The sequence below is a fragment of the Candidatus Methylomirabilota bacterium genome (genome assembly GCA_036002485.1).
Classification (GTDB): Bacteria; Methylomirabilota; Methylomirabilia; order Rokubacteriales; family CSP1-6; genus AR37.
In genome coordinates this window covers 1-25,904 of record DASYTI010000147.1, presented here as the reverse complement: position 1 = coordinate 25,904, position 25,904 = coordinate 1, and the positions used below count along the sequence as shown (strand labels likewise).

Below are 25,904 nucleotides of genomic sequence, written 5' to 3'. Positions count from 1 at the left end.
GGGTCAGAAAATCGCGGAGTCCCTCGATCATGCCTTTCGCGCTCCTTCCGCCGGCGTCACCATGGCGCGATGCCGTTGCCGCCCATGCATATCACAGGCGCGGCGTGACGGCCAGCCGGCCCGCGCCCGTCGCGCTGGTCTTGACAAGACCGAGGCCGGTGGCGCAGTCTCTGGCTCGCTGCATGAGCGGCGCGCGCCTGCGGGAGGGCGCAGAAAGCGAGGAGGTAATGAATCAGCCTTGGAGACAGCCGATGCGTCACTGGGTCGTGATCGGGACCGTCGTCGCGATATTCGCGCTCGCCGGCGCGGGGTCGGTCGTGGGCCAGGCGGCCAATCCAATCAAGATCGGCTTCGGCATGGCCCTGACGGGCGGGCTCTCCGCCAACGGCAAGCCGGCGCTGCTCGCCATGCAGATCTGGAAGGACAACGTCAACAAGAAGGGCGGCCTCCTCGGCCGGCCCGTGGAGCTGATCTTCTACGACGACCAGACCAACCCGGCCACCGTGCCCGGGATCTACTCGAAGCTGCTCGACGTCGACAAGGCCGATCTCGTGGTGTCCGGCTACGGGACGAACCTGATCGCGCCGCTCATGCCGATGGCCATGGAGCGCAAGCTGACCGTCATCGGCATCTTCGGCCTCGCGAACAACGAGAAGTACAAGTACCCGAACTATTTCCAGATCTCGCCCACGGGTCCCGATCCGGCCACCAGCACGGCCACCGGGTTCTTCGAGCTGGCGGCCAAGCAGACGCCCCGACCGCAGACGGTGGCCCTGGTCGGCGCCGACGCCGAATACCCGCAGACCGCCATGGTCGGCGCGCGCGAGCTCGTCAAGCGGCTCGGGTTCAAGACGGTCTACGACAAGACGTATCCGCCGAGCACGGTGGACTACACGCCGATCGTCCGCGCGATCAAGGCGACGAATCCCGACATCGTCTTCATCGCGTCGTATCCGCCGGACTCGGTGGGCATGCTCCGCGCGTCGCATGAAGTCGGTCTGCAGCCGAAGATCATGGGCGGCGGCATGGTGGGCCTGCAGTTCACCACCGTCATGACGAGCATGGGCCCGATGCTGAACGGCATCGTGAACTACGACTACTGGGTTCCGGAGCCGACCATGATGTTCCCGGGCATCCAGGATTTCTTCAAGGAGTACCAGCCGCGCGCGGCCAAGGAGGGCGTCGACACCCTCGGGTATTACCTGCCGCCCTACGCCTACGCCGCCATGCAGGTCCTGGGACAGGCGGTGGAGGCGACCAAGGGCCTCGACCAGCAGAAGATCGCCGACTACATCCGCGCCACGGAGTTCAGCACGATCGTGGGGAAGATCAAGTTCGGCAAGAACGGCGAGTGGGCCAAGGGACGGACGCTCATGGTCCAGTACCAGAAGGTTCAGGGCAACGACGTGGAGCAATTCCGGGGGCCGGGCAAGAAGCCCGTCCTCTATCCCGACGAGCTCACGTCCGGGAAGATCGTCTATCCGTACGCCGCCGCGCTGAAATAGCCCGCGTCCCTTGTTCTCCTGGGACCTGCTGGCGAACGCGGTAGTCGCCGGACTGCTGCTGGGGGGCTTCTATGCCGCCGTGAGCCTGGGCATCGGGCTCATCTTCGGCCTCCTCGACATCGCCAACATCGCTCAGCCCGCCTTCCTCGTCCTCGGCGCGTACATCACGTACGTGATGAACGAGGCGTTCGGCCTCGACCCGATCCTCGCGGGGATCCTCTTCACGCCGGTGTTCTACCTGCTCGGCGCCGCCGTCTATCGTGTCTACTACGGGAGCTTCGAGCGCCGCGGTGAAGAATCGCTGCGCGGTCTCGTCTTCTTCTTCGGGATTCTCTTCATCCTGGAAGTCAGCCTGAGCCTGAAGTTCGGAGTCGATTACCGGCTGGTGCAGGCCGCGTACATCGGCAAGTCGATCGTGTTCGGCGGCGTGGGGATCGCCTTCCGCTACCTCATCCCGTGCGTCGTCGGCGTCGCCATGACCGCCGCCCTCTACCTCTTCCTGGGCCGGACGTTTTATGGACGCGCGATCATGGCGGTGTCGCAGGATCAGGCGGCGCTCCGCCTCATGGGCGCGAACCCCGTGCAAATCAAGACCATCGCCTTCGGCATCGGCATCGCCGCCGCGAGCCTCGCGGGCGCGCTGCTCATCACCATCACGCCCGTGGTGCCGTCGAGCGACCGTGACTACATCGGCCGGATGTTCGCCATCACCGTCCTCGGGGGCATGGGAAGCATCGGCGGCACCCTCGTGGCCGGCGTCATCCTCGGCGTTGCCGAGAGCCTGATGTCCACGTTCTTCGGGCCCTCATGGGCGCCCGCGGTGTCGTTCGGGATCCTGCTCCTCGTGCTCGCCGTGCGACCGGCGGGGCTCTTCGGACGATAGATGGCGCGCTTTGGCTGGACGCTCGTGGTGGGGGCGGCCGTCATGGCGGCCGGCATCGGCGTGGCCTCACTCCGCGTGAACCCGTACCTCTACTTCGCCGGGTACGTCATCCTCCAGTACGTCGTCATCGCGACGGCGTGGAACATCCTCGGCGGCTACGGCGGCTACGTGAACTTCGGGACGCCGGCATTCTTCGCCATGGGGGCGTACACGTCGGTCTTCCTCATCCTCTCGATCCGCGCGCCGCTGCCCGTGCAGATCCTCGCGGGCGGGCTCGTGGCCGCCTTGCTCGGGCTCGGCATCGGCTATCTCACGCTACGCCTCCGAGGCGTCTTCTTCTCGATCGCCACCCTGGCCCTGTCCGTCGTGCTGCAGACGGTGATCACCAACTGGGAGTACGTGGGTGGCTCGCGGGGCCTCAGCGTCATCCGCCCGAGCGGGCCGCCCTTCGGCAACTACGTCGTCTTCCTCTTCACGGTGATGGTCGGACTCGCCGTGGTCGCGGTGATCGTGGCGCGCTTCATCGAGCGATCCTGGATCGGCCGCGGGCTCGCCGCCCTGCGGGACAACGAGGAGGCGGCCGAGTGCATGGGGGTGCCCACGCTGCGGCTCAAGCTCTTCGCCACCACCGTGAGCGGCTTCCTCCTCGGCGTGGCCGGGGCGCCGTTTCCCTACTACGTCACCTTCATCGAGCCCAACTCCGCCTTCGCCCTCGACTACGCCGTGAACGCGCTGGCCATGCCGATGATCGGCGGCACCACGAGCTGGGTCGGCCCGGTGATCGGCGCCGTCCTGCTGGGGACGGCCCAGCAGCTCGCCACGGTGACGATTTCCTCCGAGATGAATCTGTTCATCGTGGGGGTCGTGCTCGTCGCCTTCGTCGTCCTGGCCCCCGAGGGGATCCTGGGCCTGGTGCGGCGCCTGCGAGGCCGCTGACGCGATGGCGGGGGCGCTGCTCGAGGTGCAGGGGCTCGTCAAGCGCTTCGGCGGCTTCACCGCGCTGAACCGCGTGAGCCTGTCCGTCAAGGCCGGCGAGCGCTTCGGCCTCATCGGGCCGAACGGCTCCGGCAAGACGACCCTCATCAACTGCGTCTCCGGGGCGCTGCCCGTCGACAGCGGCACCATCCACTTCGACGGACGCGAGATCACCGCGCTGCCCGCTCACCAGCGAACCCGGCTCGGCATCGTGCGCAGCTTCCAGATCCCCAAGCCCTTCACCAGCATGACCGTGCTGGAGAACCTGGGCATCCCCCTGGAGTACGCGGGGGCCGGACGCGCGGGCGCTCAGGGCAGTGCCGACGCCGGGGAGATCTTGCGCAGCATCGGGCTGGAGGCGAAGGCGCACCTCAAACCGGCCGGGCTCACGCAGATCGAGATGCGCAAGCTCGAGCTGGCCCGGGCCATGGCCGCGCGGCCGAAGCTGCTCATCTCCGACGAGGCCATGGCCGGGCTCTCCAGCAACGAGGTGGACGACATCCTGACCATCCTCTTCCGGCTGAACGAGCAGGGCATCACGATCATCATGATCGAGCACATCATGCGGGCGGTGATGCGCTTCTCCGAGCGCATCGTGGTGTTCGACGCCGGGGAACGGATCGCCGAGGGGACGCCGGAGGAGATCGTCAGGAACCCGGCCGTGGAGAAGGCCTACCTTGGCGAGTAGGATCGTCGTCCGCGACGTGGAGGCCGGCTACGGCGCCGTGCGCGTGCTCCACGGCGTGTCCATCGAGGTGCGAGAGGGGGAGACCGTCGCCCTCCTCGGCACCAACGGCAACGGCAAGAGCACGCTCATCAAGTGCATCATGGGCATGGTGACGCCCGAGGCGGGCGAGATCTTCCTGGAGACCGACGGCACGCGCATCGACCTGACCCGGAAGTCCACCGAAGAGATCGTGGGCCTGGGCATCGCCCTGGTGCCGGAGGGGCGCCGGCTCTTCCCGAAGCTGACCGTCGAGGAGAACCTCCTGCTCGGCGCCTACCGGTCGGCGGCCCGCGGCGACATCGCGGCCAACCTGGCCTTCTCCTTCGAGACGTTCCCGCTGCTCTTCGCGCGGCGGACGCAGCGCGCGGGCAGCATGAGCGGGGGCGAGCAGCAGATGCTCGCGGTGGCCCGCGCCCTCATGTCCTCACCGCGGATCCTCCTCGTGGACGAGCCGTCCGTGGGACTGGCCCCCATCCTCGTGAATCGCGTGATCGGAAAGATCAAGGAGCTGAAGGAGCAGCGCCAGCTCACCGTGCTCATGGCCGAGCAGAACTTCAACCAGGCGACCAAGATCGCCGACCGCGGCTACATCATCGTCCACGGCAAGATCGAGTTCGAGGGCCGCAGCACGCAAGAGCTGCGGGAGAACGAGCTGGTGAAGAAGTATTATCTGGGCGTCTGAGCGGGCGGCCCCGTCTCCATCGGGGCCGCCGGGTCCTTGACCCACTCCGACAGCGACCCGTCGTAGAGCGCGACATTGTCGTGGCCGAGCAATGCCAAGACGAAGGCATCCGCGCTCGCCGCGATCCCGCCGCCGCAGTAGGTGATGACCTTCTCGGCCCGGTCCGCGCCCGTCTCCGCGAACATCGCGGCGAGGTCGCCCGCAGGCAGGAAGACCTTGCTCTCGCCGTCGACCAGACGATGCGCGGGGACGTTGACGCTGCCCGCGATACGTCCGGGGCGGCCGTAGTGGACGCCGCCCTCGCCCGTGTGCTGCTTGGCGGTGAGGGCGTTGACGATGCACACGTGCGGGTCAGCGATGGCCGCGGCCACCTGGGCCTTGGTGGCGATCATCTCGGGACGCGGGCGCGCGACGAAGCGCGCGGGCGCCGGCCGCGGCGGCTCGGTGGACAGCGGGCGGCCCTCGGCCTTCCACTTGTCGAAGCCTCCGTTCAGGACGGCGGCGTTGTCGAAGCCGAAAGCGCGGAGCATCCACCAGATCCGCGCCGCCCATATGACGCTGCCCGCGCTGTACAGCACCACGCGGGAGCCCTCGGCTACACCATGGCGCGACATGGCCGCGGCGAATTGCTCCGCGGGGGGCATGGTGAAGCGGAACGGGCTGGCCGCATCCGACAGCTCGCCTTGCAGGTCCAGATAGCCCGCGCCCGGGATGTGCCCCTTCTCCCACTCCGGCCGGCCGCTCCGCACCGAGAAGACGGTGACCGGGTCTGGATCGAGATAGGTCGTGCAATCGAAGACACGAAGCTCCGGGTCGGCCAGGTGCGCGGCCAGCCAGTCGGTCTCCACGAGGTACTGCGGATTCGCGATGCGCGCGCTTGCGATCATGGGATGGGTCCTCCGGGCGCCATCATGCCATAGCTCGCTCGCCGGTCCTCGATCCTCTTGGGCCTGACAAGCTGGCAACCTGGATCTCTCTGCGCTGTATCTCTCCTGACACATTGACGGGTTCGGACTTCAGGATCTAGCATCTCGCTGGCCATGATTCTTCTGCGCGATTATCAGGGCCTGGAAGTACGACTTACTGACGAGCGGCTCGAGCACATTCTCGAACATCCGGAGATGACCGGAAGTGAGGGGGCGATCGAAGAGACGCTTCGAAATTCGGGCCGGGTCCTGGAATCTCTGTTCGATACGAAAGCCCGGCTGTATTATCGGTTCTATCGGGAGACTGCCGTGGGGGCAAAGTACCTGTGTGTGGTGGTCAAGATCACCCACGGCGATGCGTTCGTCCTGACCGCCTATCTGACGGACAGCGTGAAGCGGGGGTGGAGGCTATGGCCAGAGACAGAGTGAAGGTTTGGTACGACGCCAAGGGCGACTATCTCGAGGTGCTCTTCGATCAGCGGCCGGGCTATTTCCGGGAAACTGCCAACGATCAAGTTATGGAAAAGGTGGACGCGGAAGGCAATGTGCTCGGCTTCTCGGTACTGAAGGTAAGTGGCATCGGGGCAAAGCCAATCGAAGTCGCGCTCTAAGCTGCAATCCTTCGCGACATGCCGCAGCTTTTTGAAGCTCAGCACACCAAGCTCAAGTTATGCTCTGGGGGTGACGGCGGTCCTCGCGGCGGCGGCCGTGATCGCGGCGGCGTTCGTCAAAGGCTCCATCGGGTTCGGCTTTCCGGTTCTCGCCACTCCCCTCCTGACCATCGTCCTGGACGTCAAGGTGGCGGTCGTCATCCTGATCGTGCCGAACATCGTCATGGACGGGCTGCAGTTCATCCGGAACGGCGCGCCCGTGGCCACCGTCCGGCGCTTCGCCGTCCTGCTGATGTTCGGCGCGATCGGGATGGTGGTCGGCACGCGTCTGCTGGTGGCGGTCTCCTCGCGTACGGCGGCGCTCGTCCTGGGCGTGTTCATGCTGGCCTTCGCCGCCCTCAACAGCGTCGGCGTGACCCCGCGCGTGTCGCCGCGCGGGGAGCGGTGGCTGTCCCCCGTGGTGGGACTGCTGGCGGGACTCGTGGGCGGGATCACCAACGTGCCGGGGACATGGCTGGCGATGTATTTCCATGCGCTCGGCCTGACCAAGCGCGACTTCATCTCGTCGGTGGCCTTCACCTTCTTCGTCTACAAGATCATCCAGCTCGGCGCGGTCGTCTACTACGGGCTGCTGTCGCCGGCCCTGCTGGGGTACTCGCTGGCCCTCACGGTGGTCGCCCTCGGCGCCTTCGCCCTCGGGCTCAAGGTGCAGGACCGTCTCCAGCAGCAGACCTTCAACCGCGTGCTGCTCGGCTTCCTTTGCCTGCTCGGCCTCTGGCTCGTCGCGCGGAACCTCTGATCAGGGGCGCGGGCAGGCCGTCCTCAGCTCAGCGGCACCCCCTCCACGGTGATCCGGTGCATGAGGCGACGCTGGCCGTGGTAATCGTTGAGCGCATAGTGCCACGTGCAGCGGTTGTCCCAGAACGCGATCGATCCCTCGCGCCACTGGAAGCGGTAGCTGAACTCCGGCCGCGCCGCGTGCTGGTAGAGGTACCGCAAGAGCGGCTGGGACTCCTCGTCGGTCCACCCCGCGATGCGGACGGTGAAGGCGGCATTCACGTAGAGGGCCTTGCGCCCCGAGCCGGGATGGCGGACGACCACGGGATGCACAGCATCCTGCTCGGCTGCCTCGGGATTCAGATAGCGTCCCTTCAGATCCCCGCGCCCCGCGTACGCCTCGACGCCGAAGACGTGGCGGCTCGAATGAAGGGCCTGCAAGCTCTCCAGCGTCTGCTTGAGCCCGCCGGAGAGCGCGTCATAGGCCGCGTACATGCTCGCGAACAGTGTGTCCCCGCCCGTCTCCGGCACCTCGCGGGCATACAGGATCGAGCCCATGGCCGGGGCCTGGTCGTAGCTGTGGTCGGTGTGCCAGCTGCCGCCGATGTTTCCCGTCTGCTCGGGCTCCTTGCGCACCTCGGCGATCATGGGATAGCCGTCCACCGCCTTGAAGAACCGGTTGACGTTGATCTCGCCGAAGCGCTCTGCGAAGGCCACGTGCTGCTCCGGCGTCAGCTTCTGGTCCCGGAAGAACACCACGCCGTGCTGAAACAGGGCGCGCCGGATCTCGCCGATGGCGGACTCCGTCAGCGAGCCCGCCAGGTCGACATCGAGGATCTCCGCGCCCACGGCGGCGGAGACGGGTCGGATGGTCATGCGCTCGCTCATGGCTAGCTCCTCCGGTTGATCTTGACGCCGGCCTTCTCCAGGATCCCTTCGGCGTCCTTCTGAAGCGATTTCATCCCGTCGGCCACGCTGGCCTGACCCGAGGCGATCGAGGTCATGGCGATGATCACCCGGTCGCCCACGGGCGGGAACTGGGGCACCGTGCGATAGGCCATGTAGCCCTCCCCGGCGCGCTTCATCACGGCCAGGTGCAGGGCGGCCAGATCCGAGCCGTGCCACGTGAACTTCTGGCGCACGTCCGCGTGGGCGAGCACGGAGGTGCGCGTACACGCCAGGTGGCCCTTGTTGAGCGCGCTCCACAGCATCTGGTCCTTGCCCGTGGCCCACTTGATGAACTCCCAGGCGGCCTGCTTGTTCTTCGAGGCCTTGTTGATGAAGTAACCATGCACGGCCAGCTGGGGAAAGTGCCCCTTGGGCCCGCGGGGCGTATGGGTGAAGGCCATCCGGTCGGCCAGGGTGGTCTTCTTGGTGTCGATGATGTGCTGGGTGTTGCCCATCCCGTCCAGGTAACAGGCGGCCTTGCCCTGCTGCATGATCGCCTGGGCCACCGAGGGATCGAGCTTGATGCCGCCGGGCGGCGAGTACTTGCTGAGCATCGTGGTGAACAGCTCGGCCGCGCGCAGCGCCTCCGGCGTGTCGAAGGTGGGCGTGAGATCGCTCGGCGGATTGGCGAAGAAGCCCCCGCCGTAGGACAGGAGCCAGTTCGGGAAGATCCAGTGCAGGTTGTCCTCGGTGACGAAGCCGGCCGTCTGGCGCGTGTGGATCTTGGCGGCCGCTTCCTGGAGCGCCTCGAAGGTCTCCGGGAACTTCGCGTAGCCCGCCTTCTCGAAGATATCCGCGCGGAAGCCCACCACCGTGCTGTCGGAGAGCCAGGGCAGCGCGTAGAGGGTGTCCCCGCGCTTGAACGGCGCCATTGCTCCCGCCACGAAGTCGGCCACGTCGAGGGCCCCCTTGTCGGTGAGCTTGGCGTCGTCGATGAAGGGGTTGAGCGGCTCGGCCCACCCCGCGGCGATCCAGCGGCCCGAGCGGATGAAGATCATCTGCATGACGTCGTAGGCCCCGGAGCCGCTGGCCAGCTCGAGATCTGCGCGCTGGTTCAGGACGGGGAACGACATCTGGTCGATCTCCACCTTGATGCCCGTCTGCTGCTCGAAGGCGGGAAGCCGCGCCAGCAACGCTTCCGCGTACGCGTGCGAGACCTGCGCGACCTTGAGCCGGGTGCCCGCGTGGGGCTTGCCGGCCTGGGCGAGAGGGCGCGAGGGCCGGACGCCCGACACGGCGAGCCCGGTGGCCACGGCGGTGGATCGGAGGAACCGGCGACGACCAATGCGCTCCATAGCTAAGCCTCCTAGCCTTTCACGGCGCCCGCCGTGAGGCCGCGAACGAGGTACTTGCGCACCACGACCGAGAGCGCGACCACGGGCAGCATGATCATGGTGGCGGCCGCCGCCACCTTACCCCACTCCCAGCTCTCGTAGTTCATGAAGTTCACGATGGCCACCGGCGCGGTCACCGCCTCGCTGCGCGTGAGGAGTAGCGAGTAGAAGAAGTCGTTCCACGCGAAGAGGAACGTGAAGATCGCGGTGGTGGCGAGGCCCGGGGCCGACAGGGGCAGGACGATCCTGAGGAAGGCCGCGGAGATGCCAGCGCCGTCGATGTACGCGGCCTCCTCCAGGGAGCGGGGGACGCCATCGAAGAACGCCCGCATCATCCAGATCACCAGAGAGAGGTTGAACGTGAGGTAGATGACGACGAGCCCTATCCGCGTGTCGATCAGGCCCAGGTCCTTGTAGAGGAGGAAGAACGGGATGCCGAAGGCGATGGGGGGCGCCATCCGCGTGGTCAGGGTCCACAGGGAGACGAGCCCCTGCGCGCGAACGCGCGCCCGCGAGAAGGCGTAGGCCGCGGGCACCCCCAGGAGCAGCGCGAGGACCGTGGTGGAGGTGGCGGTCACCGTGCTGTTCATGAGAGAGCGGACGAACTTGCCCTCGAGGAGATCGATGTAGTTCTGCAGGGTGGGGCTGAAGACAAGGGTGGGCGGCATGCGAAAGGCTTCGAGGCCCGAGCGCACGGACATCTGCACGATGAAGAGCACGGGGCCCAGCACGACGAGCATGAGGAGCACGGTGCCGGAGGCCGTCCACGCGCGGCTATTCAAGGTCATACCTCCGTGGGCTATTCAACGTCGTGCTCCCGCCCGGCCACCCGCAGCACGCCGAGGCTCATTACGAAGGTAGCCAGCAGCATGACCACGATGATCGCGCTCGAGTAGCCGACGTAGGTGTAGGAGAAGCCCTGCAGGTAGGCGTAGAAGTTCGTGACCTCGGTGGTCGTTCCCGGCCCGCCGCCCGTCATGATGAAGATGTGGGGGAAAGCCTTGACGCTGTCGATGAGACGGAACAGCATGGCCACGACGAGGGTGGGCTTGAGGAGGGGCACGGTGATGTAACGGAAGACCTGCCAGGGCGAGGCGCCATCGAGGCGCGCGGCCTCCAGCGGGTCGCTCGGCAGCATCTGGAGCGCCGCGAGCAGCATGAGCATCACGAAGGGGAACCACTCCCAGACGTCGGCCACGATCACCGCCCACAGGGCCAGCTTCGGGTCGGCCAGCCAGGCTGGCTGGGGCAGGCCGAGCAGGCCCAGCGCCCAGTCGAGGATGCTGATGTCCGGCGTGAAGAGAATCTTCCAGATGAGCGCGACCACCACGGGCGGCAGCACCATGGGGACGATGAAGGCGGCACGCACCAGCTCGAGGAAGCGCAGGTGCCCGTTCAGCAGGAGCGCGATGGCGAAGCCGATGATCATCTGCAGCGACACGGTCCAGAACGAGAGCTGCGTCTGCACCCACACCGAGTTCCAGAACCGGCCGTCGGCGGCAAGCTGGCGGTAGTTGGTCAGCCCGGCCCAGCGCTTAGAAGCCGGGTTGGTCAGGTCGAGTGGCGTGAAGCTGGTCACCACGAGGTAGAGGAGGGGCAGCACGGTGACGAGCACGAGCACGACCACTGCCGGCGCGACAAAGCCGACGAACACGAGCCGGCGCGTGCGGGTCCACGACCGACGCGCGCGGCGCGCCGCCGGCCAGGGCAGCGCGCGGTCCCGGGTCGCCTCGATCCGCTCCACGGGTCGAGGGGCTCAGCCGTCGGCGACGGCGCGATGGGACGGACGGTGGCGTGGGATCAATGTGGTACGCCTCCTCACCGGTGAACGTCGGGCACCTATTAACGCACATCGAATGTGGCCCTACAAGCCACAGGGGATGTGCACGTATCACACTAAAGAAGCTTCAGCATCTCGCTAAGATCAGCGATTTCAAAATCAGGCTCGGGTACATCAGGGCGGCGCGCGCGACCATCACGATTGACCCACGCGACGGGCAGACCGGCGGTCTTGGCGCCCTGGACATCGTCCACGTCGCTATCGCCGACGTGCAGGACTTCATGAGGCTGAACACCCAGTTGCTCCACGGCCTTCCGGAACATCAGCGGATGCGGCTTGTAGGCTCTCACGTTCTCAGAGATGACGACGAACTGAACCGGCCATGCGAAGTTCCAGGCGGCGATGTGTTCATGGTCGGCATTGGAGACAATGGCGGACGGGATCCCGCCGAGGGCGTTCAAGACGCTCAGCGCTTCGGGATAGGGCTCGGCCTGCGTGGTGAGCTGGAAGAAAAGATCGACGTACGGGCCGGCCATGGCCCGGACATCGAAGGATTGCAGCACGCGCGACAAGATCGTTTCCTGAATGACCCGGAGCGTGCGAAATGGGGGCTGTTGCGTTGCCTCGAAGTAAAGAGCCATCCACCGACGCCAGACATCGTGGGCGCTGACCGACAGCTTGTGGTCTTCCACGATCCGCTGAGGAATCAGCATCAGATTTTCGTTCCGCAGCAGGGTGCCGTACGCGTCAAATGTGATGGCCTTGATCGGCATGACCGCATTATCGCTCCTCACGACGGAATCGTGACGGCCGCGGGACCTCTTCAGCGCCGATAGGGTCGCGCGCTGAGCTCTTCCCATGAAGCGTGTCCAGCCGTTTGACCCAGGCCCGTCGATCTGACAGGATCGCCGGCGTGACAACCCTCACCCGCACCGTGAGACACACCTGCGCTCGAGGCGCGCTCGCTCTGGCTATCCTGGCCGCGCTCCTGACGGGCCCGCGGTCGGCCGCCGGAGCCGATCCGCAAAGCCTCGATCGTCAAGTAGAAGTCACGCTCAGGCACCTGTACGACACGACTCCCGCGGCCAGGGACTTGGCCGGCACGGCAAAGGGCATCCTCGTCTTCCCGGAAATCGCCAGGGACAATTACGTCCTCGGCCTTCAGTCCGGCTACGGCGCATTGCTGGTGGGCGGCAGGATAGTCGCCCACTACGTTACCAGCTCGGTCATCTACGGGGCGCAAGCCGGCGTCTTGCCATTCGGATACGCGCTCTTCCTGGTCACCGACTCCGCGCTGAGCCGCCTGAACCAGAGCGGTGGCTGGGAGGTCGGCAAGGACAAGGGAGTGGTCATCCTGCCCGCCGGCAGAACCGCGATACCGGACGGGACCATGGACACTCAAGCGGGAACAATGAACCCGACCGCGGGGACGATGGCCACCCGCACGGGAGCCCGAGCCGACGCCTATGCGTTCGTCATTGGGGACACGGCGATCATGACGGGGGTCGGCGTGCAGGGCTGGAAGATCATCAAGGCCAACCCATGAAGAGCGACAGCGGACAATGCGACTCAGGCTTCGCTAGCGTCTGCGCTCGAAGTTCAGCTCGATTCGCTTCAAACGCTGGAGATCAGCCCCGAGTTTCGCCGCCTCGTTCTTCAGCCGGAGGGTCTCTGCCTCGCGCATTGCCAGCTCGGCCTGCCGTGCCGCGAGCTCCGCCTCGCGGGCCACGAGCTCGGCGAGCGCGGTCTGCCACGCCCGGGCATCCGATTCCCACTCGCTCTTCGGATGCTCGGTGAGCAGCCGTTCAAAGGCAAGCTTGGCCGCCCGGTAGTCACGGAGTCTGCTCGAGGGATCTACGTACAGCCGCGCGAGATTGTAGAGCGCGCGTGCGTGCACGGCGTCCCGGACCGGCATGGCGGCGACCTGCGCGTAGAGATCGCGTGCCGGGCCGGGTTGCCCCTGTCGGACCAGCTCGTCCGCGCGAGCCAGCAGCTGAGCGGACTCCGATCGCCCCTCGGGCTTGGCGCGGAACCAGTCGACCGCAGCGCATCCTGCGCAAAGAGCTCCCAGCGTCAGGACGAGGACAAGGCATCTCATGAGGGAGACGCAGCTTTCGGAAGGCGGACGGTGAAGCAGGTTCCTTTCCCCTCATCGCTGTCGACCACGATCGAGCCCTCGTGGGCTTCGACCAGCTCCTTGACGATGGCCAGACCGAGCCCGGAGCCGTTTCGGCCGCGGTGCGCCTGCTGATACGGCTCGAAGATCTTGGGAAGGTCCGCGGCCGGGATCCCGGGTCCGCTGTCCCGCACGGCCAGCGCGAGATGCGTCGGGGCGTCGGTCATCGCGATCTGGACGGAACCTCCGGGCGGGGTGAACTTGATCGCGTTGCCGACCAGGTTGAGAACCACCTGGGTCAGCCCTTCCTCGTCGGCCATGATCACGAAGTTGACACCCGTCGAGGTCTCCTCCAGGAGCAGGCCCTGCTGCTCCGCCTGGGCACTGAGCACGTCGAGCGCCCGAGCCACGACCTTGTCCAGCGCGACGGGGTGCCGCTCCAGGGGGAACACGCCCGCCCGGAGCCGATTGAGGTCCAGGACCCGAGTGACCAGGCTGAGGAGACGATCGACGCTGTCATCGATCGACGCGAGCCACTGGCGCTCCTTGGCGTCGAGGGTTTGCTGCCCTCGCTTCATGAGAAGCTGGGTGGCGGCCCGGATCGCCGTGAGCGGGTTCCGGATCTCGTGTGAGATCTGCGAGAAGAACTGCTCTTTGAGCGTTTCGACTTCTCGCAGCTGCTCGGCCATGCGATTGAAGGCGGACGTGAGCTCCCCGATCTCGTCTCCCCTCTCGACCGGTAGCTCTTGGAAGCTGCCGTCCGCCACTTGCCTCGTCGCCGCGGACAGCTGACGAATCGATCGCGTCAGGCGGAAGGCGACCACGCCCGTCGCGCCGATCGCCGCGACGAGGCTGACACTCAAGGTGACGAGCACGGTGGTCCAGGTGCGGCGCTCCAGCGCTCGGACCACGGCCTGCGCCCGGGAGACTTCGGCCGAGGTTGCCTCGGTGAGCTCCGTCAACGCGCGATCCAATCGCTCGGCGGCTGATCGCGCCGGCCCTTCTGATAGGCGCAGAGCCCGCGCCGTCTCGCCCCGGCCGAGCAGAGCGCGCTCTCTGTTCACGTGCTGCTGGTAGGTGGCGAGGGCCACGACCGCCTCACGGTAGCTCTTCTGTTCCGCGGTCGACCTGAGAAGGACGTCCAATCGCTCGAGGTCCGCCGCGGCGCGCTCCGCGCGCTCTTTCAGGAGATCCCCGTAGGCCCGATCGCGCAACACCAGATAGCGAGCTTCGAGGCGAAGCAGCCGAGGGACGGCCTCCTGAAGGGACACTTCGAGCTGAAGGGCCGGGAGAGACTGGCCGGTGATGTCACGATGCGCCCGGACCAGGTGATCCACGGCGAGGAGACTCCAGGCCGCGACGCCGACCAGCGCCAGGATAACCAGCGTCGACGCGGTGAACATTTTGGACGCCAACCGCATGCCGGTCCTCGCGATCTCCCGGGTGCCAGACCTGATCGGTCTTCGTGATGCAAAGCGACAGGCGGCCCCATCCTGCGTCAAGGCTCCGATCGAGGCATCTCCTCCCGGCCTCGGGAGGGAAGCGCTCTACTACTCGCGAGCAAGCGCTGAGCCAGGAACCGCGCGTGGCAATTCAATGGTTTGGCAGGCGTCCAGCGCAGAGAAGTCCCCAGGAGCGTCAGCCGCTGCCGGAAATTGGAATGTAGCCGGCCGTCACCCTCCGCGCCCATTACCTGGGCGACTACGCCCTGCAGTACGAGGGCACCCAGCTCGTCTCGAGCATCTCGGGCACGATAGTGCTGTAGTCGAACGCCTTCCCGTCCCGCATCATCCGTTCGACGTCGAAGAGCAGTGTCGTCTCCGGAATGTCGCGGAAGAAGGCCCGATACATCGACTCCACCATGAGGTGAGCCGCGCGCAGCCCGAGGGGGCCGAGGAAGTTGCGGCGCTGGCCAACGTGGGCCAGCTCGTCGGTCATGACTTCCCGCAGGAGGGCGCGGACGCGCTCGCGGGCCTCCGGCTCGTCGGCGAGGATGTCGTCCAGGACGCCGTCGAGATGCTGGTACACGGTCAAGCCCATCAGCTCGCTCACGAAGGCGGGCGGGGCCAGCATCGCCTCCGGGAGCAGGGGGAAGACGCGGTACATGCGGCTCATCCATTTCCCGAGGGGGACCCATTCCACCTGATCGAGGTGAAACGTCCGGAAGATCTCCTGGAAGAGGCGCATGTGACTGAACTCCTCGCAGAGGTGATACGTGCTGATCTTCTCGATCATCGAAGACGACTCGGTCATCCGTTCCATCGTGTCCCAGGCCGCGGAGATGCCGACGTATTCGTGGCGGGCGAACTTGTAGAGGAAGGTCAGGAGCAGCGTCTCCCGGTCGAGGGTCCGGGGATCGTCCTGCATGATCACGTGGTTGCGATAGAAGCGCGCGGGGTCGGCCAGGGGGCGGCGCGACCGCACGGGATGTGCCTGGAAACCGGCCAGGATCTCCCGCTTCTTCACGAGATCCTTCTCGTCCTGGAGGATGTCTCCGTCGCGGCCCACCGAGTAGGCCCAGTACGCCTCGAAGTTGGCGCTCCTCTCTCGCCGGGTCGCCGAGGTGAAGATGGATCGGTACCGGCATCGGGCAGGCGCGATCGCAGGGCTCACGCGGAACAGTGTATACACCCTGTGTCAGCCCGCGGGGGTTCCGTAGCGCAACCTGGTTGCTGCCTTGACAGGCGTACGCGCACCAGAGCAGTATTCGTGCCTCCTGCGCGCGGCTTTGCCTTGCCTGACAAGGAGAGATAGATGGCGTTCATCACATCGAGTGGACTCACGGAGTCAGAGACGAGCAAGACCGTTCAGGCCGGCGGCATGACGGTGCACTACCACGACATCGGCGCCGGCGAGCCGGTGCTCTTCCTGCACTCTTATGGCCCGGGCACGACGGCGTGGATCACCTTCCACAAGACCATGGGCGTTCTCTCGCGGCACTTCCGGTGCATCCTCATGGATCTGCCCAACTTCAGCAAGACCGGGCCGATTGTCTACAAGGAGGGCGTCCATGCTGTGCAGGCGCGGACCGCCGTCGCTCTCCTGGACGCGCTAGGCATCCTGCGGGCGCACTTCGTCGGCAACTCGCAGGGCGGGCAATCCTCCATGGTGGCGGCCATCACGTACCCGGATCGGGTCAACAGGTTCGTGATGGGCGGATCGCACATCGGCACCGGCGGGGACCGCTACCTGATGGCGAACCGGCCCTCGGAGGGCAATCGGGCCACGCGCGAGGCCCTCGCCGATCCCACGCGCGAGAACATCCGCCGGTACCTGCGCGTGCACATCGACGACGAGGCGCTGGTCACCGACGAGCTGGTGGACTATATCCACCGGGCCCACACCTGGTCGCCGGCATTCGACGAGGCGCGGCGGCAGTCAGTGAGCGTGCCGCACGACTACACGCCGGAGCTGGCCGGGATCCAGGCGCCCGTGCTCTTGATTCACGGACGCTATGACCGCATGGTCGCCTTCGAGGTGAGCATCGCCATTCTCAACCACGTCACCAACTCGCGCGTGGTGCTCTTGAACAACTGCGGCCACTGGCCCCCGTTCGAGAAGCCCGAGGAGTACACTGCCCACGTCCTCGCGTTTCTGAAGGGCTACTGAGCAGCATGCGCGAGGACGAGCTCCCCCTGATCTACCCAGCCCTCGCCTCAGGGCTTCGCCCTTCAGCTCGAACTGCGGCCCTCTCCCCCACTGGGGGGAGAGGGATCAGAAAGAAGAACGCAGCGAGGCAAGCCCAAATTCATCCCTCTCCCCCATCGGGGGAGAGGGTAGGGTGAGGGGGCGGTTCGATGACGGGGGCTAAAGGAAGATGCTGAGGTTTTTGTCCAGGAGGACGTTGGCGTCTAGCAGGACGGTGCGCTTGGCGATCTTCCAGGCGCCGTTCACCCGGCGCAGCACGTCCTCGCGGCTCCCGGCCAGGAGCTGGTGATCCGTCTCCAGGTGCGAGCGGTACACGAGGAAGGCGGTCTTGGCCTTCACCTCGCCTTTAGACAGCGGCTCCGCCACCAGGTTTCCGATCAGATGGCGCGTGCGTGAGGGAGGATCCTCTCCCCACGCCATGCCGGTTTCCAGGCGCGCCACCCGCATCTCCAGGTAGCGCCGGTCGTCCTCGATCAGGGAGAGGTCTCCCAGCGGTGTTACTTCGCGGTGCGCCTCGCGACGCAGCACGTTCTTCCGGCGGGGCATGAAATACAGCACGTCGTCCGTGAACAGGTCCAGCCATTCCTTGAACTTCCGCTCGTCCAGCAGCCAGGCCTCGTGGGTGTAGAAGGCCATCAGCTCCAGCCACAAGGCCTGGCGGGGTGTCACGGTCACCGTAGTGACCTTGGCGCTCGCGTGCTTCCCCACGCGGCGCTTCGCGCTACCCGTGGAGGGTGGCCGTGCCTTCGAAGCGCGCGGTGATCGGCGCGATCGGGATGTCCGCCCAGCTCTCGGCATTCATGAACTCCTCCCAGCGCTGGTAGAAGAGCCGCTGGTTGTTCTCGGAGATGTAACGCTCGGAGACCACGCCCGGGTACTCGGGATGCGCGCCCGCGTGGCCAAGGCCCATCGACAGATCCTGGGATATCCGGCGGCCGAGGCGGCTCTTGCTCGCCGCCGTCACCTGGCGCCAGTTGTCGACGTCATCCTGCTCGAAGAGCCCCGCCGCGCCGTTGTTGGCCTGACTCCCGATCCGGATCGCGTGCTTGAGCGCTTCGGGGGCGTCCTTCTCGAGCAGCACGAAGTGCCAGAACTCGGTCTGCAAGGGACCGCGCGGGAGGGCGAGCCGGAATCCCAGCACGCCGTTCGGAAAGATGCTGTGGTTGCCGAGCTGGACGTGGCGTGCGCGGAACGCGCCCAGCCGGCGCTCCACCTCGGGAAGGGTGGCCTCGTGGTACGCCTGAAAGAGAGGGAAGGTATCCTTCGAGATGCCGTGCACGTAGCGTGGCGTATTGTCGGGCGCCTCCCGGAACGTCAGCGAGTGGCCGTTGACGAAGACGTGCTTGTTCGGGCTCTCGAACTGATCCTTGTGGGAGAGCGGTGGGCGTCCGAGGTAGCGGGTCTGGACCCTCGCGCTCGACAGATGAGTGGTGGGCACGTGGTAGTTGTCGGAGCAATTGTCCACCATGGTCTTCCAGTTGACCGGCTCGAGCCACTTCATCGGGCCGAGCGCCTGCATCCCGCCGTCGCGCCGGTTGAAGACGGTGTCCAGGTACCAGCGCGCGTCTCCCAGGAAGGCCTCGAGGCTCGGGGCATCCTCGGCCCACGTGGCGAACACGATCCCCGCATACGTGTCGACCCGGGCCTGGACGAGGCCCAGCGACGGCTTGTCAAGCGCGTCGTAGTAGGCCTCGGACATCCCGGCCACGTGCTCCAGCTTGCCGTCGCTGCCATACGTCCAGCCGTGATAGGTGCACATGAAGCGCGTGGCATTGCCGTCGTCGCAGCGGACCACACGGTTGCCGCGGTGCCGGCACATGTTCAGGAGCGCGTGCAGCCGGCCCTGGCCGTCGCGCGTCAGGATGACGGGGTCTTCACCCATGTACGTGTGGAAGAAGTCGTTGACCTTCGGCACCAGGCTCTCGTGGCCGATCATCAGCCAGGCGCGCCCGAAGATCTTCTCCATCTCCTGGTCGTAGACGGCCTGGTCACTGAAGATGCCGCGGTCGATCTTGCCCGTGGCGGGGTCGATGATGGAATACTTCTGCGTGGCACCCATACGGCAATCCCCCTGGGCGTGATTATAGGCTCGCCTACGGGCTCGTCCAAGGGGCGGTGCTCTTCCGGAATGCCGGGTTTCGTCCCCTATTGGATGACTTGGTCCGCCTGCTGCAGCAGCGATGGCGGGATCGTCAGCCCGAGGGCCTTGGCGGTCTTGAGGTTGATGACCAGCTCGAACTTGGTGGGCTGCTCCACGGGAAGGTCCGCGGGCTTGGCGCCCTTGAGAATCCTGTCCACGTAGGTGGCGGCGCGCCGGAACAACTGGGGAACGCTCGCTCCATAGGCCATGAGGCCGCCCGCCTCCGCCTCCTCCCGGAGTCCGTACATCCCCGGGAGCCGGTGCTTGGCGGCGAGGGCCACGATCTGGGCGCGCTGCGCACGGAACTCCGCGTCCCGCAGGACGAGGACGCCGTCCGCGCGCTGGCTGCGCATCGCCGCGAATGCCGCCTCGATCTCGGAAGGGGTGCGCGCTTTCAGGACTTGAAGCTGCACGCGAAGGACCCGGGCCGCGTCCTCGGCCTGGCGCACCGCGCGAGAGTGGCTCGGTTGGGTCGGGTTCTGGAGCACAGCCACTCGGGAGACCTTAGGGGCGACCGCTTTGAGCATCTCCAGCTGCTTTCCCACCAGCTCCGGGCTAATGGTGGCTAGCCCGGTGAGGTTGCCGCCGGGCCGGGCAAGGCTGGCAACCAAGCCCTCGGCAACAGGGTCACCTGAGACGGTGAAGACGATAGGGATTGTGCTGGTCGCCTGCTTGGCTGCTTCGGTAGCGCGCGTGTTCGCGGCGACGATGACGTCCACCTTCAGACGCACGAGCTCGGCGGCGAGCCCCGGTAGCCGCTCAAACTTCCACTCGGAAGACCGATACTCGATCGCGATGTTCTGACCTTCGACGTAGCCAAGCTCGCGCAGCCCTTGCCGGAATGCTTCGTCGAGGAACGGGGGCACGTCGCCCAAAAACCCGATCCGGGCGGTCTTCCCGGGCGGTTGCTGGGCTGAGGCGGCGAGCGGCGCGGCGAGGAGGCCGAGGGCGAGCGCGGCTGCTAGCACAGCGCGTACGATCATCATGCCGTGTGCTGGCTGAGCACAGCGGCGATCTTCCGCCATCCGTCGATCCTGCGCAACTCTTGAAGCGGGCGTCGATTTCGGTCTTGTCATCACCGTGATATGATCCGCGACGTACGCAAGAGCGCCGTCGAGATTTCCCCCTCACCCTACCCTCTCCCCCACTGGGGGAGAGGGATGGAAAGAGGGATTTCTCCCTCACCTTCGTATCGTGGGGGAGAGGGATGGAAAGAGGGATTTCCCCCTCACCTTCGTATCTTGGGGGAGAGGGATGAGAAGAGAGATTTCTCCCTCACCTTCGTATCTTGGGGGAGAGGGATGGAAAGAGGGATTTCCCCCTCACCTTCGTATCTTGGGGGAGAGGGATGAGAAGAGGGATCTCTCCTTCACCCTCGTATCCTGGGGAGAGGGATGAGAAGAGGGATTTCCCCTCGTCCTCATGTCTTGAGAGGTGAGGGATGAGAAAGGAGTGATCATGACCACGTTACCCACCGTCTCCTTCAGCCATTTCGGGCTCTACGTCACCGACCTCGCCCGGATGGAAGACTTCTACACGCGAGTGCTCGGGCTTCTCGTGAGCGATCGCGGGAAGCTCCCGGGCGGATCCGATCTGGTCTTCCTGTCCCGCGATCCCGACGAGCACCATCAGCTGGTGCTGGCCGCGGGCCGGCCGCCCGGCGTCGAGTTCAACGTCGTGAACCAGATGTCGTACAAGCTGGCCACGCTCGAAGACCTCAAGATCATGCATGCGCGGGCGCGCGACGAAGGTGTCAAGCAGTTCCGCGTGGTCACCCACGGCAACGCCTGGTCGATCTACTTCCCCGATCCGGAGGGCAACCGGATCGAGCTCTTCGTCGACACCCCGTGGCACACGCCGCAGCCCGTGGCCGAGCCCTTCGACATCGAGAAGCCGGTGGAGACTATCTTCAAGGAGACCGAGGCTCTTTGCCGGAATCGCCCCGGCTTCGTGTCTCGCGCCGAGTGGCGGAAGAGCCAGGTGGCGAGGATGGGCGGGTAACGCGCACGGCGGTGAGCTTCAGCATCATCGGCAAGAGCACCCCGAAGCGCGACGGCGCCGAGAAGGTCACGGGGCACACGCAGTTCCTCCACGATGTCACGTTGCCGCGTCTGGCCCACGGGGCCATTCTCAGGACCCAGTATCCCCACGCGCGCGTGCTCCGCATCGACACGAGCGCCGCCGAAGCGCTGCCCGGTGTGCTCGCCGTCATCACCGCCGACCGCGTGGAGCAGCATCCCGTCGGCTTCGCCAGGGATCACCTGGCCCTCAAGGGCGGCGCGGCGGACGGCGGCAAGGTGCGCTGCATTCGGGACGAGATCGCCGCCGTGGCCGCCCTCACCGAGGAGATCGCGCAGGAGGCCGTCCGGCTCATCCGCGTGGACTACGAGGAGCTGCCCGCCGTCTTCGATCCCGACTCGGCGCTCCGTCCGGGCGCCCCCCTGATCCACGACGGGCTCGGCAGCAATCTGGTCAACCTCAAGTACCAGTTCGCCCACGGTGACGTGGAGGCGGCCTTCGCCCAGGCCGCCGTCGTGGTGGAGGGGAGCTACCGGCTCAACTACGTCACCACCGCCTGCCTGGGCACCATGGTGGCTATCGCGTCCTGGAGTCCAGACAACAGCCTCACCATGTGGAGCACGACGCAGGTGCCCTTCCTCTACCAGCGCGACCTCGCCGAGGCACTGGGCATCACGGGCGACCGCGTGCGCGTGATCCAGCCGCCGGTGGGCGGCAATTTCGGCCGCGGGCTCGACCTCTACCCCATCGACATCATCGCGGCGCTCCTGGCCCGCCGGGCCGGCCGGCCCGTGAAGATCGGCTTCGAGCGCATCGAGGAGTTCATCGCGAGCCCGACCCGCGAGCCGTGCGTGATCCACCTGCGGACCGCCGCGGATCGGGACGGCCGGCTGCTCGCCCGCGATGCCCGCGTGGTGATCGACAATGGCGCCTACGTCTCCTGGGGTTCGACCACGCCCTACGTGATGCTGGCCACGACGGCCGGGCTCTACCGCGTTCCCGCCGTGCGCTTCGACACCACCATCGTCTACACCAACAACCCCTACTCCGGCTCCATGCGGGGCTACGGCAATCTCGAGAGCACGTTCGCCATCGAGGCCCAGATGGACGACCTGGCCGAGCGCCTGGGCCTGGACAAAGTGGAGATCCGCCGCCGCAACGCGACGCGGGCAGGCGAGGTGAACCCGCAGGGCAGCGTCATCACCTCCTGCGGCATGACCGAGTGCCTGGACGCCGTCGAGCGCGAGATGCGCAAGCCGGTGGCCCGCCCATCCCGCCCCGGCTGGAAGCGTGGCGTGGGCTTTGCCGCCATGTTCCACGTGGCCGGCGGCGCGCGCGTCTACCGCTCCGACGGCTGCGGGGCCATCCTCAAGCTGGACGATTTCGGCAAAGTCTCGCTCATCACCGGGGCCAGCGAGATCGGGCAGGGATCGGAGACGGTGCTGGCCATGATCGTCGCCGAGGAGCTTGGCGTGCCGCTGGGGCGCGTGGAGGTCATCAACAGCGACACCGCCGTCAAGCCATGGGACGTGGGCGTTCACGCCAGCCGTACCACGTTCATTGCCGGCAACGCCGCCCTTCTGGCCGCGCGTGAGCTGAAGGAAAAGCTCCTGGCCCTGGCCGCCTCCGTGATGGACGAGCGTCAGGAAGATCTCGAGCTCGCTGACGGCCGCGTGCAGGTCAAGGGGCATTCTGAGCGCAGCATGGAGTACGACCGCGTCGTTCGGGCCGGGCATTTCCGCGCGGGCGGCCGCACCCTGGTCACCGAGGCCTTCTACGATCCCCCGACCGAGATGCTGTCCAAGGACCTGCGCGGCAATGTCTCGGCCGCGTACGGCTTCGCGGCCCAGGCGGCGCTGGTGGAGGTGAGCGAGGCGACGGGCCAGGTGCAGGTGCTCAAGGTCGCCTCCGCCCATGACGTGGGCCGGGCCCTCAACCCGCCGGCTGCCGAGGGGCAGATCCACGGGGGCATCCACATGGGGCTAGGCTACGCCTTGTCCGAGGAGCTGCTGATCCAGGAGGGACGGGTGGTCAATCCGCAGTTCATGGAGTACGCGCTCCTCCCGGCCTCCGACATGCCCGAGATCGTCGTGGAGCTCATCGAGACGGTGGACGAGGCCGGGCCCTTCGGTGCCAAGGGGCTCGGCGAGGCGGGGGTGATCCCGGTGGCCGCCGCGGTGGCCAACGCGGTGAAGGACGCCGTCGGTGTCCGGCTCACCGAGCTGCCCATGACGCCCGAGCGAGTATTCCGCGCGCTTGCCTCCCGCCCGGCATCATGACGATGTGGGAGCCGCGGGCGGAGTCTCTGCCGCGGGAAGAGCTGGAGGGGCAGGCGCTCGAGGGCCTGCGCAAGACCTTGCATCACGTCCTGGACAATCCGGCCTGGCGGCGGCGCCTGGGCGGCGCCGAGCGGGGCGACATTCGCACGGCCGCCGACTGGTCCCGCCTGCCCTTCCTCACCAAGAACGAGCTGCGCGACGCCTATCCATTCGGCCTGGCCTGCGTCCCGCCCGAAGACGTCGTGCGCATCCACATGTCCTCGGGCACCACGGGGAATCCCGTGGTCAATCCGTACACGCGGGCCGACATCGACCAGTGGGCGAGCGTGATGGCCCGCTGCTACGCGGTGGCGGGAGTGGGCGCGCGCGACGTCATCCAGATCACCGCCTCCTTCGGCCTCTTCACCGGCGGGTTCGGGTTTCACTACGGCGCCGACCGGATCGGGGCCACGGTCATCCCGGCCGGGGCGGGCCGGACGTCGCACCAGCTCCAGGTGATGCGCGACCTGGGCGCCACCGTGCTCACGGGCATCTCCACATATCCGCTGCGCATCCTGGAAGTGGCGCGCGAGGAGCAGTTCGACCTCGACTCGCTCAAGCTCCGCGTGGCCATCCTGGGCGCGGAGATGTGGTCCGACGATCTGCGGCGGCTCATCGAGCGCGAGCTTCGCGTGGCCACCTTCGACATCGTGGGCATGACCGAGACGGGCGGGCCGGGGCTCGGCATCGACTGCCAGGCCCGCGAGGGCATCCACGTCTGGGAGGATCACTACTTCTGCGAGGTGGTGGATCCGGAGACGGGCGGCCCGCGCCCCGATGGCGAGGAGGGCGAGCTGGTGGTGAGCACGCTCACCCGCGAGGGGTTGCCGCTGATCCGCTACCGCACCCGCGACCTCACGCGGGTGCGGAGCCGGGAGCGCTGTCCCTGTGGCCGCACCCACCTGCGCCTGGACCGGCTCCGCGGGCGGACCGACGACATGGTGATCTTCCGCGGGGTCAACTTCTACCCGCAGCAAGTCGAATCGCTGATTCTCAAGCAGCCCGGCGTCGGCCACGAGTACCAGATCGTCCTCGACCGGGCGCCCGGCGGTAGCGACAGGCTGGCCCTCCTCATCGAGGCCCGGGAGGGCTTCGTGGAGACCGCGCTGCCGCGGCTGCGCAGCGACCTCAAACAGTTTCTCAACTTGAGCCCGGAGCTCACCGTGCTCAAGGAGGGCGAGCTGCCCCGCCCTCCCGGCAAATCCGTGCGCGTCGTGGACCGCCGCTAATTTGAATGAGTGCGCCGCCGTTCACATCCCTCTCCCCATCGGGGGAGAGAGCAGGGCGAGGGGTGGCAGTCATCCCTGCGTGCCGCGCAGGGCAGGGAGCGTATGCGTGGGCAGACGTTGACGGACAGGGGCGAGCGGGCTTAGCCTGCACGATATGGATGCGACGCCGATTCCCACCAAGCGCTGGGCGCGCGCGGAATACGAGCGGCTCATCGACCTGGCCGTGTTCCAGCCCGGCGACCGTATCGAGCTCGTCGGCGGTCAACTGGTCGTGCGGGAGCCGCAGGGGAGCCCGCACGCGGTCGCCATTCGATTGGCCGAAGACGCTCTGCGGGCGGCGTTCGGATCTGGGTGGGAAGTGCGGGTCCAGCTGCCGGTGGCCCTTGACGACGAGTCCGAGCCCGAGCCCGACGTGGCGGTCTGCGCGGGCAGCCCGCGCGACTATCTGACCAGCCATCCCACCCGGCCCGTCCTCCTCGTCGAGGTGGCCGAGACCCGCCTTGCCTTCGACCGCGAGCACAAGGGCAGCCTCTACGCCCGCGCCAGGATTCCCGACTACTGGATCGTGAACCTCGCGGACCGCATGCTCGAGGTCCGTCGTGACCCCATCCCCTTCGAGGACGCTCCGTACGGGTGGCGTTTCAGCACGCTGCGCCGCCTCGGTGCGGCCGACGCTGTGTCGCCTCTGGCTGCCCCACGCGCCCGCATCCCCGTCGCCGATTTGCTGCCATAACGGCAGCGCCCTGGTTCTCTCTGGCGATCAAGGGCAAGGCGAGAGACACCGCATTCTTCGTCTGCACTCGCGCGCGCTCTGACGCGCTCGGGATTGCAGTCTCGTCTGTTAGGGTTTAGATTCGTCGCGTTCGTATCGTCCCCAGGGAGGCTCGTCATGGTCAGTCGTCGCGCGTTCATCGCCACCGCCGCTACCGGTGTCGCCGGCGTCGCCGTCCAGGGGCCGCGCGCGTCGCGTCTCGCCCACGCCCAGGAGCCCAAGCGCGGGGGGACCTTGCGGCTGCTGCAGATCGAGCCCGCCATCGGCTTCAATCCCGCGCTGCTATCCTCCCAGCTAAGCTCGGCGAGCCCCCTCTTCTTTAGCCATCGTCCTCTGGGCCCTCCTCTTCGCGTTGTGGATCGCCGCTAGCCTCTAGCTAGCTTTTCCACTTCCCTCTTGGACATGCCGGGGATGCGCGCCAGGATGCCTTTGACCTTCCGCTCCGAGGTGTGGTCGGCCAGGATCAACTTGTTCGACTTCGTGCGAGTGACGATGTAGGCGACCCAATCATCGA

The 25,904-nt window shown here is 66.7% G+C and carries 27 protein-coding genes; 15 read left to right on the top strand and 12 right to left on the bottom strand.

Going from position 1 to position 25,904, the window contains the following annotated elements:
- Positions 1-251 precede the first annotated feature (251 nt).
- Genes VGT00_14540 through VGT00_14520 form a run of 5 tightly spaced genes read left to right on the top strand, consistent with a single transcriptional unit; the run spans position 252 to position 4,772 of the window.
- Positions 252-1,505 carry an amino acid ABC transporter substrate-binding protein gene (locus tag VGT00_14540; GenBank protein ID HEV8532636.1) on the top strand — a complete coding sequence of 418 codons (1,254 nt, stop codon included), beginning with the start codon at positions 252-254 and terminating at the stop codon, positions 1,503-1,505.
- A 10-nt stretch (positions 1,506-1,515) separates the two neighbouring features.
- Entirely contained in the window at positions 1,516-2,388 is an 873-nt protein-coding gene (locus VGT00_14535) for a branched-chain amino acid ABC transporter permease (GenBank protein HEV8532635.1), read from the top strand.
- On the top strand, positions 2,389-3,324 hold the full coding sequence (locus tag VGT00_14530) for a branched-chain amino acid ABC transporter permease (protein ID HEV8532634.1): 936 nt from the start codon (positions 2,389-2,391) through the stop codon (positions 3,322-3,324).
- Positions 3,325-3,328: 4 nt separating this feature from the next.
- On the top strand, positions 3,329-4,051 hold the full coding sequence (locus VGT00_14525; protein HEV8532633.1) for an ABC transporter ATP-binding protein: 723 nt from the start codon (positions 3,329-3,331) through the stop codon (positions 4,049-4,051).
- The gene (locus VGT00_14520; protein HEV8532632.1) at positions 4,041-4,772 is read left to right on the top strand and encodes an ABC transporter ATP-binding protein; all 732 of its coding nucleotides are present in this window, start codon (positions 4,041-4,043) and stop codon (positions 4,770-4,772) included. The genes VGT00_14525 and VGT00_14520 overlap by 11 nt, the downstream gene beginning before the upstream one ends.
- Here VGT00_14520 and VGT00_14515 read toward each other — a convergent pair.
- Entirely contained in the window at positions 4,757-5,659 is a 903-nt protein-coding gene (locus VGT00_14515) for a sulfurtransferase (GenBank protein HEV8532631.1), read from the bottom strand. The two genes, VGT00_14520 and VGT00_14515, sit on opposite strands and share 16 nt — an antisense overlap.
- A gap of 153 nt (positions 5,660-5,812) precedes the next feature.
- Here VGT00_14515 and VGT00_14510 point away from each other — a divergent pair, with 153 nt between their 5' ends.
- From VGT00_14510 to VGT00_14500, 3 genes are all read left to right on the top strand, one after another.
- The gene (locus VGT00_14510) at positions 5,813-6,127 is read left to right on the top strand and encodes a hypothetical protein (GenBank protein HEV8532630.1); all 315 of its coding nucleotides are present in this window, start codon (positions 5,813-5,815) and stop codon (positions 6,125-6,127) included.
- On the top strand, positions 6,109-6,309 hold the full coding sequence (locus tag VGT00_14505; GenBank protein ID HEV8532629.1) for a DUF2283 domain-containing protein: 201 nt from the start codon (positions 6,109-6,111) through the stop codon (positions 6,307-6,309). Before VGT00_14510 ends, VGT00_14505 begins: the two co-directional genes overlap by 19 nt.
- 70 nt (positions 6,310-6,379) lie before the next feature.
- Entirely contained in the window at positions 6,380-7,108 is a 729-nt protein-coding gene (locus VGT00_14500; GenBank protein HEV8532628.1) for a sulfite exporter TauE/SafE family protein, read from the top strand.
- A 23-nt stretch (positions 7,109-7,131) separates the two neighbouring features.
- Here VGT00_14500 and VGT00_14495 read toward each other — a convergent pair whose 3' ends face one another.
- The 5 genes from VGT00_14495 to VGT00_14475 all read right to left on the bottom strand — a co-directional run bounded on the left by VGT00_14495 (position 7,132) and on the right by VGT00_14475 (position 11,921).
- Entirely contained in the window at positions 7,132-7,974 is an 843-nt protein-coding gene (locus VGT00_14495; GenBank protein HEV8532627.1) for a TauD/TfdA family dioxygenase, read from the bottom strand.
- Positions 7,975-7,976: 2 nt separating this feature from the next.
- Positions 7,977-9,329, bottom strand: a complete 1,353-nt coding sequence (locus VGT00_14490) for a sugar ABC transporter substrate-binding protein (GenBank protein ID HEV8532626.1) — start codon at positions 9,327-9,329, stop codon at positions 7,977-7,979.
- Between the two features lie 11 nt (positions 9,330-9,340).
- Positions 9,341-10,150, bottom strand: coding sequence for a carbohydrate ABC transporter permease (locus VGT00_14485; GenBank protein HEV8532625.1), 810 nt, complete (start codon positions 10,148-10,150; stop codon positions 9,341-9,343).
- A 17-nt stretch (positions 10,151-10,167) separates the two neighbouring features.
- The gene (locus VGT00_14480) at positions 10,168-11,112 is read right to left on the bottom strand and encodes a sugar ABC transporter permease (GenBank protein HEV8532624.1); all 945 of its coding nucleotides are present in this window, start codon (positions 11,110-11,112) and stop codon (positions 10,168-10,170) included.
- Positions 11,113-11,264: 152 nt separating this feature from the next.
- Positions 11,265-11,921, bottom strand: coding sequence for an HAD family hydrolase (locus tag VGT00_14475; GenBank protein ID HEV8532623.1), 657 nt, complete (start codon positions 11,919-11,921; stop codon positions 11,265-11,267).
- Between the two features lie 140 nt (positions 11,922-12,061).
- Here VGT00_14475 and VGT00_14470 point away from each other — a divergent pair, with 140 nt between their 5' ends.
- A complete protein-coding gene (locus VGT00_14470) occupies positions 12,062-12,694 on the top strand; it encodes a twin-arginine translocation pathway signal protein (GenBank protein HEV8532622.1) in 633 nt (210 codons plus the stop codon).
- A 33-nt stretch (positions 12,695-12,727) separates the two neighbouring features.
- Here the strand turns inward: VGT00_14470 and VGT00_14465 are convergent, their stop codons facing one another.
- The 3 genes from VGT00_14465 to VGT00_14455 all read right to left on the bottom strand — a co-directional run bounded on the left by VGT00_14465 (position 12,728) and on the right by VGT00_14455 (position 15,877).
- Positions 12,728-13,246 (bottom strand): hypothetical protein, encoded by a 519-nt coding sequence (locus VGT00_14465; protein HEV8532621.1) that lies wholly within the window; start codon positions 13,244-13,246, stop codon positions 12,728-12,730.
- Positions 13,243-14,685: a HAMP domain-containing sensor histidine kinase gene (locus VGT00_14460; GenBank protein ID HEV8532620.1), complete on the bottom strand. Its 1,443-nt coding sequence runs from the start codon at positions 14,683-14,685 to the stop codon at positions 13,243-13,245. The genes VGT00_14465 and VGT00_14460 overlap by 4 nt, the downstream gene beginning before the upstream one ends.
- Before the next feature lie 280 nt (positions 14,686-14,965).
- Positions 14,966-15,877, bottom strand: coding sequence for a hypothetical protein (locus tag VGT00_14455; GenBank protein HEV8532619.1), 912 nt, complete (start codon positions 15,875-15,877; stop codon positions 14,966-14,968).
- Between the two features lie 141 nt (positions 15,878-16,018).
- Here VGT00_14455 and VGT00_14450 point away from each other — a divergent pair, with 141 nt between their 5' ends.
- Positions 16,019-16,873 carry an alpha/beta hydrolase gene (locus VGT00_14450; protein HEV8532618.1) on the top strand — a complete coding sequence of 285 codons (855 nt, stop codon included), beginning with the start codon at positions 16,019-16,021 and terminating at the stop codon, positions 16,871-16,873.
- Positions 16,874-17,071: 198 nt separating this feature from the next.
- Here the strand turns inward: VGT00_14450 and VGT00_14445 are convergent, their stop codons facing one another.
- The 3 genes from VGT00_14445 to VGT00_14435 form a co-directional block, all read right to left on the bottom strand.
- Positions 17,072-17,620: an aromatic-ring-hydroxylating dioxygenase subunit beta gene (locus tag VGT00_14445; GenBank protein HEV8532617.1), complete on the bottom strand. Its 549-nt coding sequence runs from the start codon at positions 17,618-17,620 to the stop codon at positions 17,072-17,074.
- Between the two features lie 13 nt (positions 17,621-17,633).
- The gene (locus tag VGT00_14440; GenBank protein HEV8532616.1) at positions 17,634-18,971 is read right to left on the bottom strand and encodes an SRPBCC family protein; all 1,338 of its coding nucleotides are present in this window, start codon (positions 18,969-18,971) and stop codon (positions 17,634-17,636) included.
- Positions 18,972-19,057: 86 nt separating this feature from the next.
- Positions 19,058-20,077 (bottom strand): ABC transporter substrate-binding protein, encoded by a 1,020-nt coding sequence (locus VGT00_14435; protein ID HEV8532615.1) that lies wholly within the window; start codon positions 20,075-20,077, stop codon positions 19,058-19,060.
- Positions 20,078-20,510: 433 nt separating this feature from the next.
- On the opposite strand from VGT00_14435, the gene VGT00_14430 reads away from it, so the two are divergent.
- From VGT00_14430 to VGT00_14410, 5 genes are all read left to right on the top strand, one after another.
- Positions 20,511-21,053 carry a VOC family protein gene (locus VGT00_14430; GenBank protein ID HEV8532614.1) on the top strand — a complete coding sequence of 181 codons (543 nt, stop codon included), beginning with the start codon at positions 20,511-20,513 and terminating at the stop codon, positions 21,051-21,053.
- Between the two features lie 11 nt (positions 21,054-21,064).
- Positions 21,065-23,350 carry a xanthine dehydrogenase family protein molybdopterin-binding subunit gene (locus tag VGT00_14425; GenBank protein HEV8532613.1) on the top strand — a complete coding sequence of 762 codons (2,286 nt, stop codon included), beginning with the start codon at positions 21,065-21,067 and terminating at the stop codon, positions 23,348-23,350.
- A 2-nt stretch (positions 23,351-23,352) separates the two neighbouring features.
- Entirely contained in the window at positions 23,353-24,618 is a 1,266-nt protein-coding gene (locus tag VGT00_14420) for a phenylacetate--CoA ligase (protein HEV8532612.1), read from the top strand.
- Between the two features lie 154 nt (positions 24,619-24,772).
- Positions 24,773-25,351, top strand: coding sequence for a Uma2 family endonuclease (locus VGT00_14415; GenBank protein HEV8532611.1), 579 nt, complete (start codon positions 24,773-24,775; stop codon positions 25,349-25,351).
- A gap of 156 nt (positions 25,352-25,507) precedes the next feature.
- Entirely contained in the window at positions 25,508-25,759 is a 252-nt protein-coding gene (locus tag VGT00_14410) for a hypothetical protein (GenBank protein ID HEV8532610.1), read from the top strand.
- Positions 25,760-25,904 lie beyond the last annotated feature (145 nt).

What these genes read in the sequence shown, in the direction of transcription:
- VGT00_14540 (HEV8532636.1), top strand. Translation starts at nt 252, where the DNA reads ATGCGTCACTGGGTCGTGATCGGGACCGTCGTCGCGATATTCGCGCTC.
- VGT00_14475 (HEV8532623.1), bottom strand. Translation starts at nt 11,921, where the DNA reads ATGCCGATCAAGGCCATCACATTTGACGCGTACGGCACCCTGCTGCGG.
- VGT00_14510 (HEV8532630.1), top strand. Translation starts at nt 5,813, where the DNA reads ATGATTCTTCTGCGCGATTATCAGGGCCTGGAAGTACGACTTACTGAC.
- VGT00_14465 (HEV8532621.1), bottom strand. Translation starts at nt 13,246, where the DNA reads ATGAGATGCCTTGTCCTCGTCCTGACGCTGGGAGCTCTTTGCGCAGGA.
- VGT00_14515 (HEV8532631.1), bottom strand. Translation starts at nt 5,659, where the DNA reads ATGATCGCAAGCGCGCGCATCGCGAATCCGCAGTACCTCGTGGAGACC.
- VGT00_14450 (HEV8532618.1), top strand. Translation starts at nt 16,019, where the DNA reads ATGGCGTTCATCACATCGAGTGGACTCACGGAGTCAGAGACGAGCAAG.
- VGT00_14505 (HEV8532629.1), top strand. Translation starts at nt 6,109, where the DNA reads ATGGCCAGAGACAGAGTGAAGGTTTGGTACGACGCCAAGGGCGACTAT.
- VGT00_14525 (HEV8532633.1), top strand. Translation starts at nt 3,329, where the DNA reads ATGGCGGGGGCGCTGCTCGAGGTGCAGGGGCTCGTCAAGCGCTTCGGC.
- VGT00_14530 (HEV8532634.1), top strand. Translation starts at nt 2,389, where the DNA reads ATGGCGCGCTTTGGCTGGACGCTCGTGGTGGGGGCGGCCGTCATGGCG.
- VGT00_14495 (HEV8532627.1), bottom strand. Translation starts at nt 7,974, where the DNA reads ATGAGCGAGCGCATGACCATCCGACCCGTCTCCGCCGCCGTGGGCGCG.
- VGT00_14460 (HEV8532620.1), bottom strand. Translation starts at nt 14,685, where the DNA reads ATGCGGTTGGCGTCCAAAATGTTCACCGCGTCGACGCTGGTTATCCTG.
- VGT00_14420 (HEV8532612.1), top strand. Translation starts at nt 23,353, where the DNA reads ATGTGGGAGCCGCGGGCGGAGTCTCTGCCGCGGGAAGAGCTGGAGGGG.
- VGT00_14490 (HEV8532626.1), bottom strand. Translation starts at nt 9,329, where the DNA reads ATGGAGCGCATTGGTCGTCGCCGGTTCCTCCGATCCACCGCCGTGGCC.
- VGT00_14440 (HEV8532616.1), bottom strand. Translation starts at nt 18,971, where the DNA reads ATGGGTGCCACGCAGAAGTATTCCATCATCGACCCCGCCACGGGCAAG.
- VGT00_14410 (HEV8532610.1), top strand. Translation starts at nt 25,508, where the DNA reads ATGGTCAGTCGTCGCGCGTTCATCGCCACCGCCGCTACCGGTGTCGCC.
- VGT00_14430 (HEV8532614.1), top strand. Translation starts at nt 20,511, where the DNA reads ATGACCACGTTACCCACCGTCTCCTTCAGCCATTTCGGGCTCTACGTC.
- VGT00_14415 (HEV8532611.1), top strand. Translation starts at nt 24,773, where the DNA reads ATGGATGCGACGCCGATTCCCACCAAGCGCTGGGCGCGCGCGGAATAC.
- VGT00_14435 (HEV8532615.1), bottom strand. Translation starts at nt 20,077, where the DNA reads ATGGCGGAAGATCGCCGCTGTGCTCAGCCAGCACACGGCATGATGATC.